This window comes from Streptomyces achromogenes subsp. achromogenes (assembly GCF_000720835.1).
GTDB lineage: Bacteria > Actinomycetota > Actinomycetes > Streptomycetales > Streptomycetaceae > Streptomyces > Streptomyces achromogenes.
Genome location: NZ_JODT01000005.1, coordinates 166,280 through 178,000 on the forward strand (window position 1 = coordinate 166,280; position 11,721 = coordinate 178,000).

Consider the following 11,721-nt stretch of genomic DNA (forward strand, 5'->3'; position numbering starts at 1 on the left):
CCGCCGCAGCCCCGTGCCAGTTGGTGCCGGTACCTGGATGACCGCCGCCTGGTACCCGGCTGCGGGCTGCCCCAGAGTCGGGAGCGTGACCACGACGACCTCCTCTGCGACCGCCGCCCCACCGCGGGCGGCCCTGACCCCGCTCGGCCTGTTCACCCTGCTGCTCGGCGCCGCCCTGCCGATGATCGACTTCTTCATCGTGAACGTGGCGCTGCCGACGATCGAGCACGATCTCGACGCGCCCCCGGCGACCCTGGAGATGGTGGTCGCCGGGTACGCGGTGGCGTACGCCGTGCTGCTGGTGCTGGGCGGCCGGCTCGGGGACACCTTCGGCCGGCGGCGGCTGTTCCTGTGGGGCGTGGCCGGTTTCGGGCTGACCTCGCTGGCCTGCGGGCTGGCGCCGGGCGCGTGGTGGCTGGTGGCCGCGCGGGTGGCCCAGGGCGCCGCGTCGGCGCTGCTGCTGCCGCAGGTGCTGGCCACCATCCACGCCACGACGTCCGGCGAGCGCCGGGCTCGCGCGGTCGCCCTGTACGGCTCGGTGGGCGGGGTGTCCATCGTGCTCGGACAGGTGCTGGGCGGGGTGCTGGTCGCCGCCGACCCGGCGGGCACCGGCTGGCGGGCGGTGTTCCTGGTGAACGTGCCGGTGGCGGTGGCCGGGCTCGGCTGTGCGCTGCGGTCGGTGCCGGACAGCCGGGCGGAGCGGCCGGCGCGGGCGGATCTTGCGGGTACGGCGCTGCTGGCGGCGGCGCTGTGCGCGCTGCTGCTGCCGCTGACCGAGGGCCGGGCGGCGGGCTGGCCGCTGTGGTCGGTGCTGCTGCTCTGTGCCGCCCCGCTGTGCGCCCTGGCCTTCCACCGGGTGGAGCGGAGGGCGGAGCGCACCGCCGGGAGCCCGCTGCTGCCGCCGTCGCTGCCGGCGTCCCCGGAGGTGCGCCGGGGTCTGCTGCTGGGGGTGCCGGTGTTCGTGGGCTTCGCGGGCTGGATGTTCGTGACGGCGGTCACGCTGCAACAGGGGCTCGGGTACGGGGCGTTGCGGGCGGGGCTGGCGCTGGTGCCGATGGGGGTGGCGCAGTTCGCCGCGTCGATGCTGGCGCCGCGCGCGGTGGCGCGGTTCGGCGGGCGGGCGGTGGCGCTGGCGGCGGTGGCGCACATCGCGGGCCTGGTGACGATGGCCGGGACGGTACTGCTGGGCCCGTGGCCGCACCTCGGCCCGCTCGCGCTGGCGCCGGGCCTGGCGCTGTGCGGGATCGGCCAGGGCCTTGAGCTGCCGCTGTACTTCCGGTTCCTGCTGGCGGCGATCCCGGACCGGCTGGCCGGGACGGGCAGCGGGCTCGCGGCCACGCTCCAGCAGTCGTGCCTGGCGGTCGGGGTGGCGACGCTCGGCTCGCTGTTCCTGTCGCTGATCCCCGGGGCCGGGATGCGCCGGGCGCTGGCGGTGGTGCTGGCGGTGCAGGCGGCCGGTCTGCTGGGGCTGACGGTGCTCGGTCTCCGGCTGCCCGGCAAAGATCATGTATGACTCATTAGTTAGACACACTATCGACATCGGCGTACGATGACGCACATGCCCGAGTTGAGCCATCGCCGCCGCATGCTCGTGCTCGCGATCTGCTGCATGAGCCTGCTGATCGTGAGCCTGGACACCACCGCGCTGAACGTGGCGCTGCCCGCGATGCAGCGCGATCTTGATGCCACCACGTCCGGTCTGCAGTGGACCATCGACGCCTACACGCTCGTCCTGGCCTCGCTGCTGATGCTCGCCGGCTCCACCGCCGACCGGATCGGCCGCAAGCGCGTCTTCATGGTGGGCCTGGCGGTGTTCACCGCGGGGTCGGTGCTCTGCTCCCTCGCCCCGAACCTGGAACTGCTCGTGGTGTTCCGCATGGTCCAGGCGGTGGGCGGCTCGATGCTCAACCCGGTCGCCATGTCGATCATCACCAACACCTTCACCGACCCCCGCGAGCGCGCCCGCGCGATCGGCGTGTGGGGCGCGGTCGTCGGCATCGCCATGGCGGCGGGCCCGCTGGTCGGCGGGCTGCTGGTGCAGTCGGTGAGCTGGCGCGCCATCTTCTGGCTCAACCTCCCGGTCGGCCTGGCGGCCCTCCTGCTCACCCTGCGCTACGTCCCCGAGTCCCGCGCGCCCCGGGCCCGCCGCCCCGACCCGGTCGGACAGGTGCTGGTGATCGCCCTGTTCGGCGCGCTGACGTACGCGATCATCGAGGCACCGGAGTCCGGCGCCGGCCCGGTCGTCCCCTTCGCGGTGATCGCCGTGGCCGCCCTGCTGGCCCTCCTCTGGTACGAGCCCCGGCGCGCCGAACCCCTCATCGACCTGCGCTTCTTCCGCTCGGCCCCGTTCAGCGGCGCCACCGTGATCGCGATCAGCGCGTTCGCGGCCCTGGGCGGCTTCCTGTTCCTGTCCACGCTGTACCTGCAGAACGTGCGCGGTCTCGACGCCCTGCACGCGGGCCTGTGGATGCTGCCGATGGCCGTGCCGACGTTCCTGTGCGCCCCGCTGTCCGGCCGTCTGGTCGGCAGCCGCGGCCCCCGGGTCTCCCTGCTGGTGGCGGGTGCGGCGATGACCGCGAGCGGTGTCCTGTTCGCCGCGTTCGAGGCGGAGACGTCGAACGCCACCCTGCTGCTCGGCTACGCCCTCTTCGGCATCGGCTTCGGCTTCGTGAACGCGCCGATCACCAACACGGCGGTGTCGGGCATGCCCCGCGCCCAGGCGGGGGTCGCCGCCGCCGTCGCCTCCACCAGCCGGCAGCTGGGCTCGACGCTCGGCGTCGCGGTGATCGGCGCGGTCCTGGCCTCCGGCATCGGCTCGTCGTCGTACCGGGGTTCCTTCGTCTCGGCGGCCCGCCCCGGCTGGTGGATCCTCGCCGGCTGCGGCCTGGCCGTCCTGGTCCTCGGCCTGCTGTCCAGCGGCCGCTGGGCCCGCCGGACGGCCGAGCGGACGGCGGCGAGCCTGGAGACGGCGGAGATACGGCCGGTGGTGGAAACGGCGTCGAAGGGGGCGTGACCGGCGCGGTCACCGCCAGGCGGTGGCCTCGGTCGCCTGGATGCAGTACCGCTCGAAGGTGCTCTTGCCGCCGGGCTTCGGCACCGCGCATGCGGTGACCTGGAACTCGCCGTCGGGGACCGCCACCATGTGGGTGAACTGGTCGTTGCCGTAAGCGATCTCGGCGGTCCGCGTCTTACCGCCCGTGACACTGACGGTCACCTGGTCTCCGGGGCTCCCCTTCTCGATCTTCGCCCAGACCGCCTCGCAGTCCTCGCTGTAGCGGATCTGGAGATGCGCGGGATTGCCCGCGGTGGGCTTGAAGGTGCCCGCGTCCTCGGCACACCCCTGGTTCTGCGGGTTCTTGCCGTCGCAGGCCGCTCCGTCGCCTGGGCAGGACGGCTCGTCGAACAGCGAGTTCAGCACGTGGTCCCCGACCGGGGTCACCACGGCGGTGACCACCGCCCCCACGATGGCGACCGCGTAGGCGAGCGCCGCCGGCCCACTGAGCCATTTCTTCCACCAAGGGGGCCGCGCCGGGGAGTTCGGCGGGTCACCCGGTGTTGGGGAGTTGTCGCCGGGGTCGGCTGGTGCCGGGGAGTTGCCACTCGGACCGGCCGGTGCCGTGGAGTTGTCGTCAGGGTTGGCCGTAGTCATGAGAACACTCACCTTGATGTGCCGCTCCTGACGGCCAGGATCGCCCTGCCCCCGCCGAGGCCGTAAGGCGCACACGGGAGCAAGGGAGCGCGACGGCCCCCACCACATGCGCCCCTGTGCGCGCGGTCAGCGGATCGTCAGCTGCCATCCGACCTCTCCGTCGTGCCACCGGTCGGTGGGGGCGAGGCCGGCCGCGGTGGCGACGGCGGCGGATGCCCCGTGCTCCGGGTGGACGTGGGCGACGACCGTGTGCACCGGGTGCTCCCGGAGCCAGGCGACGAGACTCCGGGCGGCTTCGGAGGCGATACCGCGCCGCTGCCAGGGGATCCCCACCACCCAGGCGATCTCCGCGACGGCTCCGCGTTCGTCGGCGGTGACCGTCGCCTGGACATAGCCGGTCAGGCAGGCCGCGTCGCGGAGCCGGACGACCCAGTTGCACCGGCTCCTGGACGGTGCTCGGCGTGCCGCCGACGAAGGCGTGCAGCTCGCGATCGGACAGCGCCACGGCCATCTCCTCGGCGTAGCCGACCCGCAGGGGAAGCAAGTCCAGCCGGCCGGTACGGATGGTCTCGGGCGCGAGGGCGATCACACTGCCTGCTGGTCGGGACGTCCGAGGAGTATTCCCTTCTCGAAGAGGGCGCCGGCGGTAGCTTGGTCGGCATGGTGAGTGAACACCTGGGGGACCGGATCGCCCGCTTACGACGGCTCGCCGACCTCACCCAGGAGGCGCTGGCGGAACGGTCCGGAGTATCCGTGGATCTGGTGCGGAAGCTGGAGCAGAAGCGGAAGCACAGTGCCCGGCTGCCGACACTGCACGCCCTGTCCGGGGGCCTGGGAGTGGAACTGACCGCGCTCTTGGGAGACCCTCCCGCCATACCGTCGACGGGCGAGCCCGACCCACCGCAGATGGTCGCTCTGCGTCGCGCGATCATGCCTCCGCTGTTCGTTCCTCCTCAGGAGCCGAAGGGGGTCGAAAGGCTGTCCCTGCCCCTCCTGCGGCGTGAGATCGCCGACGGCTGGACGCTGTACCACGACGCGCAGTTCGGGCGCCTCATGGAGGTGCTGCCCGGCATGATCGATGACGCCCGGTTCGCCGCCGCGGTCGGCACCGCCGACGAGAGGGCGGCCGGTGAATCCGCCCTGGGCAAGACCCTCCAGCTGGCGGGGCACCTTGCCATCCGCCTCGGCAAGACCGACCTCGCGTTGAGCGCCCTGGAACGCGCCATGAACGCCGCCCAGAGGTCCTCCGACCCGCTGCTGGCCCGCATGATCAGCAACTCTGTCGCCTGGAACTACCAGCGCCAGAACCGCTTGGACGACGCCGAGCACCTTGCCGTCCGCACGGCCGACGGCCTGGAACGCGAACGCGGCAGGAGTGCCGAGCACTTGCGCGTCTGGGGCGGCTTGATCATGTCGGCCGCCACGTCCGCCGCCCGCTCCGGCGACTACGACACCGCCAGCGACATGATGCGCACCGCCGAGGACGCCACCCGCCGGCTCACGGCGCTCGCGCCCCCGGCGGACGGCAGGATGGTCTCCGTCTTCAGCGGATCGTCCGTCCGCATCGAACGCGTCCGCCTCGCCGTCCAGCACGCGCGCCCGGAAGAGGCGTTGAGCCTCGCGAAGGGGATGCGGCTCGGTGCGGACATCCCGCCGTCGTGGCGTACATGGCTGCTCCTGGACGTGGCTCGGGCCCACACGGACATGGGGGACGCCGAGGGCGCCGTCAAGACACTTGAGAAGCTGCGGCGGACCGCCCCCACATGGATGCGGCACCATACGCACGCCGTGGCCATCGTGACCGACCTCTGGGCCGTCCCGCACCGGCCACCAGGGCTGCGAAAGCTCGCCGAGTTTCTGGGAGTCGCGACTTAGCGTGACAAAAGTGGGACGCTCCGTCCCTGTTGTCGGCCGACGCCCGGCGGGAGGGTCTTCCTGCAAGGACCCCCCGCGACCGGACGACCGGCCGGGGGTATGGCCACCAACCCCGTGGAGGTTGCTGACAGTGCCCAAAGCCACAGCGAACCGCCCCCGTTTGCTGCCCTGGTCCGAGAACGGCAAGCGTGTGTATCTGCACGCCGGTGATCCCAAGGGCGTCATCAGCCGGCTCGCCGACGAGATGGAGGAAGCCCAACTCGGCGCCGGGCGGGAGGTTCTGGGAGCGGCCCGGACGCTGCTGGACGACCCGGACGCGTCCCGGCCGGAGCTGCGCTTCACCGCGACACGGCTGACGGAGTGCCTCTTCGACGCCCTCCGCATCGCCGAGTCACGCGGCGAACGCCTCGCCGACGACGAAGACGACGACGAAGGCGAGGGCGAGGCGGGGGGCCGGTGAGCCGCGCGGTGCTCCGCTTCGGCCCGCACACGCTACGAAGTCTTCTGCGCGGCCAAGCCGAGCGAGTGCGCGGAGACGTCAGGTCCGGAGGACGACCGGACGCCGTCCAGGACTGGTGCCTGCGCCACACCGGCCGTACCGGGCACGGCCTGTTCCGCCGCGTCGTCACGGATCACGCGCGGGTGACACGCGACGCGTGACGCTCGGCTCACCGGACAACCCCGTGCCGGTCCGGCGCCCCCGCGGCGGATAGCCAGGGACCTACCCCGCCGCCCTCAATCCCCGCACCAGCAACCCCACCACCGCCTCGAACTCCTCCTCGATGCCCGGCTCCGTCCACTCGCGGGCGTACCCCGGGTCGTGGAAGCGGCCCGTCGCGTGGAAGACGGCGCGGGCCGCCGTGGCCGGGTCGGGGACGGTGAAGTCGCCCGACTCCGCGCCCGCCGCGATGATGCGGGTCAGCTGGCCGGTGAGGTCGGCGATGTGGTCGTGGACCACGCCCCCGAGGCCGTCGACGAGCACGGTGTACGTGGCGAACAGCTCGGGGTCGTCGCCCGCCTTGTGCCGCTTGGCCTCGAAGAGGGCGGCGAGCCAGTCCCGCAGCCGCTGCTCGGGGGAGCGGTCCTCGGCCGTGACGATCCCGGCCAGCCGCTCCGAGGTGCGGTCCAGCCAGCGCTTGGTCACCGCCTCGCGCAGCGCCGCCTTGGTGCGGAAGTGCCGGTAGACGCTGCCATGGCTGACGCCGAGCGCGCGGGCCACGTCGACCACGGTGGCCTTGGCCGGGCCGTGGCGGCGCAGCACCTCCTCGGTGGCTTCGAGGATGCGCTCGGCGGTCAGGGTCTCGGTGGTCGAAGGCATGCCTAGACGGTACCCGGCACGACTGTCAGCGTTCGCTGTCGAGCATCGCCATCTGCTCCGCCGCGTACCGCTCGCCGGCCGCCGCGTCCGCCGGCACCGCGGCCTCGATGGCGGCGAGGTCGGCCTCCTCCAGGGTCACGTCCAGCGCGCCGAGCGCCTCACCGAGCCGCTGCCGGGTGCGCGCGCCGACCAGCGGCACGATGTCCTCGCCCCGGGAGAGCACCCAGGCGATGGCGATCTGCGCGACGGAGACGCCCTTCTCCTCCGCGATCTTGCGCAGGGACTCGACCAGGGTGAGGTTGTGCCGGAGGTTGTCGCCCTGGAAGCGGGGCGAGTGGGCGCGGAAGTCGTTCGCGGCGAATCCCTGGTCGGGCGTGACGTGGCCGGAGATCAGGCCGCGCGAGAGCACGCCGTACGCGGTGACGGCGATGCCCAGCTCCCGCAGGATGGGCAGGATCTCCCGCTCGGGGCCCCGGGAGATGAGCGCGTACTCGATCTGGAGGTCCGCGATGGGCGCGGTGGCGGCGGCCCGGCGGATGGTGTCCGCGCCGACCTCGCTCAGCCCGATGTGCCGCACCCAGCCCTTCTCGACCAGTTCGGCGATGGCGCCGACGGTCTCCTCGATGGGCACGTCCGGGTCGAGCCGGGACGGGCGGTAGACGTCGATGTGGTCGACGCCGAGGCGCTGGAGGGAGTAGGCGGCGAAGTTCTTCACGGCGGCCGGGCGGCCGTCGAAGCCGTACCAGTCGCCGTCCGGGCCGCGCAGGGCGCCGAACTTCACGCTGACCAGCGCGTTCTCGCGCAGCGCGGCGGGGGCGGTGCGCAGCGCCTCGTTGATCAGCAGTTCGTTGTGGCCCATGCCGTAGAAGTCGCCGGTGTCGAGCAGGGTGACGCCGGCTTCCAGGGCCGCGTGGATGGTCGCGATGGACTCGGCGCGGTCCGCCTCGCCGTACATGCCGGACATGCCCATGCAGCCGAGGCCGAGGGCGGAGACCTGGGGGCCGGTGGTGCCGAGCTTTCGGGTTCGCATCGTCATGCCACTACTGTGACATGACAGCTGACAGATTTCAATATCTGTCACTCCAATCCTGTTCCGTGGACCTCTTTCGCGTGGTCCAGACCTCTTGACGAATGGTCTGGACCAGCGCACTGTCATGTCTGCGACATCCCGCTCCTGAGAACGACCCGACCCGTCACCGAACCCCCGCCGGGAGGCCCGATGCTCCGCCGCACCCTGCGCCTGCTCACCGCCGCCCTGACCGGCGCCGTCCTCGCCCCGCTCGCCCTCGCCAGCGCGCCCTCCGCCTCCGCGACCGCCGCCGCCGACACCTGCGCGGTGAAGTCGAGGCCGGCGGGCAAGGTGCTCCAGGGCTACTGGGAGAACTGGGACGGCTCCGCCAACGGGGTCCACCCGCCCTTCGGCTGGACCCCGATCACCGACTCCCGCATCCCCGCCCACGGCTACAACGTGATCAACGCGGCCTTCCCGGTGATCCGCTCCGACGGCACCGCGCTGTGGGAGGACGGCATGGACGCCGGCGTGAAGGTGGCCACGCCCGCCGAGATGTGCCAGGCCAAGGCGTCCGGCCAGACGATCCTGCTGTCCATCGGCGGTGCGGCGGCCGGGATCGACCTGTCGTCCCAGACCGTCGCCGACCGCTTCGTGGCGACGATCGTGCCGATCCTGAAGAAGTACAACTTCGACGGCATCGACATCGACATCGAGACCGGCCTCGTCGGCAGCGGCACCATCAACCAGCTGTCCGCGTCCCAGGCCAACCTGATCCGGATCATCGACGGAATCCTCGCCCAGATGCCCTCGAACTTCGGGCTGACGATGGCCCCGGAGACGGCGTACGTCACCGGCGGCAGCGTCACCTACGGCTCGATCTGGGGCGCGTACCTGCCGGTCATCAAGAAGTACGCGGACAACGGCCGGCTGTGGTGGCTGAACATGCAGTACTACAACGGCAGCATGTACGGCTGCTCCGGCGACTCCTACTCGGCGGGCACCGTACAGGGCTTCACCGCGCAGACCGACTGTCTGAACAAGGGCCTGGTGGTACAGGGCACGACGGTCAAGGTGCCCTACGACAAGCAGGTCCCGGGGCTGCCCGCCCAGCCCGGCGCGGGCGGCGGCTACATGTCCCCGTCCCTGGTCGCCCAGGCCTGGCGGAACTACGGCACCTCGCTCAAGGGCCTGATGACCTGGTCCGTCAACTGGGACGGCGCGAAGAACTGGACGTTCGGCGACAACGTCAAGGCGCTCCAGGGCCGTTGAGCGGGCGCGGGCACACGAATGCCCGCGGACACACGAATGCCGGGCGGGCCGACAACGGCCCGCCCGGCATCACGCGGTCGTGACTAGGCGCCCAGCAGACGCGAGGCCAGGTAGCCCTCGATCTGGTCGAGCGACACCCGCTCCTGCTTCATCGAGTCGCGCTCACGCACGGTGACGGCGTTGTCCTCGAGGGTGTCGAAGTCGACGGTCACGCAGTACGGCGTGCCGATCTCGTCCTGACGGCGGTAGCGGCGGCCGATGGCGCCGGCGTCGTCGAACTCGATGTTCCAGTGCTGGCGCAGCGCCTGGGCGAGACCCTTGGCCTTCGGGGACAGCTCCGGGTTGCGGGACAGCGGGAGCACCGCGACCTTCACCGGGGCGAGGCGGTGGTCGAGCCGCAGCACGGTCCGCTTCTCCATCTTGCCCTTGGCGTTGGGCGCCTCGTCCTCGACGTAGGCGTCCAGGAGGAAGGCCAGCATGGTGCGGCCGACACCCGCCGCCGGCTCGATGACGTACGGCGTCCAGCGCTCGCCGGCCTCCTGGTCGAAGTAGGAGAGGTCCTGGCCGGAGGCCTTGGCGTGCGCGGAGAGGTCGTAGTCGGTGCGGTTGGCGACGCCCTCCAGCTCGCCCCACTCGCTGCCGCCGAACTGGAAGCGGTACTCGATGTCGGCGGTGCGCTTGGAGTAGTGGGAGAGCTTCTCCTTCGGGTGCTCGTACCAGCGCATGTTCTCCTCACGGAGACCCAGGCCGGTGTACCAGTTCCAGCGCTGCTCCATCCAGTATTCCTGCCACTGCTCGTCCTCGCCGGGCTTGACGAAGAACTCCATCTCCATCTGCTCGAACTCGCGGGTGCGGAAGATGAAGTTGCCCGGCGTGATCTCGTTGCGGAACGACTTGCCCATCTGGGCGATGCCGAACGGCGGCTTGCGGCGCGAGGTGGTCTGCACCTGGGCGAAGTTGGTGAAGATGCCCTGGGCGGTCTCGGGGCGCAGGTAGGCGACGGAGCCGGAGTCCTGGGTCGGGCCGAGGTGGGTGGACAGCAGGCCGGAGAACTGCTTGGGCTCGGTGAACTGGCCCTTGTTGCCGCAGTTCGGGCAGTTGACGTCCGCGAGGCCGTTGGCCGGGGCGTGGCCCTTCTTCTCCTCGTACGCCTCCTCCAGGTGGTCGGCGCGGAACCGCTTGTGACACGAGGTGCACTCGGTCAGCGGGTCCGTGAAGGTGGCGACGTGGCCGGAGGCCACCCAGACCTCGGACGCCAGGATGACGGACGAGTCGATACCGACGACGTCCTCGCGCGACGTCACCATGTAGCGCCACCACTGGCGCTTGATGTTCTCCTTGAGCTCGACACCCAGCGGTCCGTAGTCCCAGGCGGCACGCTGGCCGCCGTAGATCTCACTGCAGGGGAAAACGAAGCCACGGCGCTTGCTCAGGCTGACGATGGTGTCGATCTTGTCGGCGGCCACGGTGCTCTCTTCATTAACGACGACGGGCGTTGAAGCGAGATGCTTCCAGCGAATGATTCAGGTTACCGGCGCAGGCTCCCCCACGACCAAATCGGCCCCTGTCCAGACCGTATGACGAGCGTTGTTGACAACGGTTTCCATATTTGTTGAAAATGACTGTCATGAACGTACGACGACGCCTCATACCCACCGCCGCCCTCGCGGCGGTCACCGCCCTCGGCACCGCCACCCTCGCCGGCTGCTCCGGCGACGCGGCGGGAGCGGGCAACACGTCCAAGTTCGACGTCGTCGCGTCGTTCTACCCGATGGCCTTCCTCGCCGAGCGGATCGGCGGGGACCACGTCCACGTCACCACCCTCACCTCCCCCGGCCAGGAACCGCACGACCTGGAGCTGAGCACCCGGCAGATCGCCTCCCTGGAGGAGTCCGACGCGGTGCTGTACCTGAAGAACCTCCAGCCCTCCGTCGACAAGGCGGTGGACCAGTCCCCGGTCGACACCAAGATCGACGCGGCCTCCCTGACCACGCTGGAGGAGCACGGCAACGAGGTCGGCGGCCACGCGGCCGAGCACGACCACCACGAGGACGGCGAGGAGGCGGGCAAGGACCCGCACATCTGGCTCGACCCGGTGCGCTACGCCCAGGTCGCCGAGGGCGTCGGCAAGGCCTTCGAGAAGGCCGACCCCGACCACGCGGCCGACTACAAGAAGAACACCGCCGCCCTGGTCGAGCAGCTGAACGCGCTGAACACCGAGTTCGAGAACGGCCTCGCGCACACCAAGAGCAAGGTCTTCATCACCACCCACGCCGCCTTCGGCTACCTCGCCGAGCGCTACGGACTCACCGAGGAGGCCATCAGCGGCCTCGACCCCGAGTCCGAGCCGAGCGCCGCCCGGGTGAAGGAGCTGGAGAAGACGGCCCGGGCCGACGGCGTCTCCACGGTCTTCTACGAGACCCTCGTCAGCGACAAGACCGCCAGGACCATCGCGCACGACACGGGCCTGAAGACCGACATCCTCGACCCGATCGAGGGCATCACCGACCACTCCCGCGGCCAGGACTACTTCGCGGTCCAGCGGGCCAACCTGAAGGCGCTCCAGCAGGCCCTGGGCGCCAAGTGACCGCCACGGGA

Annotated in this window: 11 protein-coding genes and 1 pseudogene; 7 read left to right on the forward strand and 5 right to left on the reverse strand. The window is 71.2% G+C overall.

All coding sequences use genetic code 11. The annotated features are described in order from the left end of the window. Nucleotides 1-37 precede the first annotated feature (37 nt). Both IH25_RS0107115 and IH25_RS0107120 read left to right on the forward strand, forming a co-directional pair. Nucleotides 38-1,513 (forward strand): MFS transporter, encoded by a 1,476-nt coding sequence (locus IH25_RS0107115; RefSeq protein WP_051753815.1) that lies wholly within the window; start codon nucleotides 38-40, stop codon nucleotides 1,511-1,513. 45 nt (nucleotides 1,514-1,558) lie between these two features. Beyond that, the gene (locus tag IH25_RS0107120; RefSeq protein ID WP_030604824.1) at nucleotides 1,559-3,013 is read left to right on the forward strand and encodes an MFS transporter; all 1,455 of its coding nucleotides are present in this window, start codon (nucleotides 1,559-1,561) and stop codon (nucleotides 3,011-3,013) included. A gap of 9 nt (nucleotides 3,014-3,022) precedes the next feature. Here the strand turns inward: IH25_RS0107120 and IH25_RS0107125 are convergent, their stop codons facing one another. Next, entirely contained in the window at nucleotides 3,023-3,649 is a 627-nt protein-coding gene (locus IH25_RS0107125; RefSeq protein WP_030604827.1) for a DUF2690 domain-containing protein, read from the reverse strand. Nucleotides 3,650-3,775: 126 nt separating this feature from the next. Then, a pseudogene (locus IH25_RS37410) lies at nucleotides 3,776-4,238 on the reverse strand (GNAT family N-acetyltransferase). A gap of 71 nt (nucleotides 4,239-4,309) precedes the next feature. Between IH25_RS37410 and IH25_RS0107135 the strand changes: the two are divergent. The 3 genes from IH25_RS0107135 (at nucleotide 4,310) to IH25_RS43285 (ending at nucleotide 6,184) form a co-directional block, all read left to right on the forward strand. Beyond that, nucleotides 4,310-5,524, forward strand: coding sequence for a helix-turn-helix domain-containing protein (locus tag IH25_RS0107135; RefSeq protein ID WP_030604830.1), 1,215 nt, complete (start codon nucleotides 4,310-4,312; stop codon nucleotides 5,522-5,524). 130 nt (nucleotides 5,525-5,654) lie between these two features. Next, the gene (locus IH25_RS0107140) at nucleotides 5,655-5,984 is read left to right on the forward strand and encodes a hypothetical protein (protein WP_245172721.1); all 330 of its coding nucleotides are present in this window, start codon (nucleotides 5,655-5,657) and stop codon (nucleotides 5,982-5,984) included. Between the two features lie 65 nt (nucleotides 5,985-6,049). Further along, entirely contained in the window at nucleotides 6,050-6,184 is a 135-nt protein-coding gene (locus IH25_RS43285; protein ID WP_457852762.1) for a DUF7848 domain-containing protein, read from the forward strand. 61 nt (nucleotides 6,185-6,245) lie between these two features. Here the strand turns inward: IH25_RS43285 and IH25_RS0107145 are convergent, their stop codons facing one another. Both IH25_RS0107145 and IH25_RS0107150 read right to left on the reverse strand, forming a co-directional pair. Next, nucleotides 6,246-6,842 carry a TetR family transcriptional regulator gene (locus IH25_RS0107145; RefSeq protein ID WP_030604833.1) on the reverse strand — a complete coding sequence of 199 codons (597 nt, stop codon included), beginning with the start codon at nucleotides 6,840-6,842 and terminating at the stop codon, nucleotides 6,246-6,248. A gap of 25 nt (nucleotides 6,843-6,867) precedes the next feature. Further along, the gene (locus IH25_RS0107150; protein WP_030604836.1) at nucleotides 6,868-7,878 is read right to left on the reverse strand and encodes an aldo/keto reductase; all 1,011 of its coding nucleotides are present in this window, start codon (nucleotides 7,876-7,878) and stop codon (nucleotides 6,868-6,870) included. A 183-nt stretch (nucleotides 7,879-8,061) separates the two neighbouring features. Between IH25_RS0107150 and IH25_RS0107155 the strand changes: the two genes are divergently transcribed. Continuing rightward, the gene (locus IH25_RS0107155; protein ID WP_030604838.1) at nucleotides 8,062-9,123 is read left to right on the forward strand and encodes a chitinase; all 1,062 of its coding nucleotides are present in this window, start codon (nucleotides 8,062-8,064) and stop codon (nucleotides 9,121-9,123) included. An 83-nt stretch (nucleotides 9,124-9,206) separates the two neighbouring features. Here IH25_RS0107155 and IH25_RS0107160 read toward each other — a convergent pair whose 3' ends face one another. Then, nucleotides 9,207-10,589, reverse strand: coding sequence for a glycine--tRNA ligase (locus IH25_RS0107160; RefSeq protein WP_030604840.1), 1,383 nt, complete (start codon nucleotides 10,587-10,589; stop codon nucleotides 9,207-9,209). A 161-nt stretch (nucleotides 10,590-10,750) separates the two neighbouring features. On the opposite strand from IH25_RS0107160, the gene IH25_RS0107165 reads away from it, so the two are divergent. Next, nucleotides 10,751-11,710, forward strand: coding sequence for a metal ABC transporter substrate-binding protein (locus tag IH25_RS0107165; RefSeq protein WP_030604843.1), 960 nt, complete (start codon nucleotides 10,751-10,753; stop codon nucleotides 11,708-11,710). Nucleotides 11,711-11,721 lie beyond the last annotated feature (11 nt).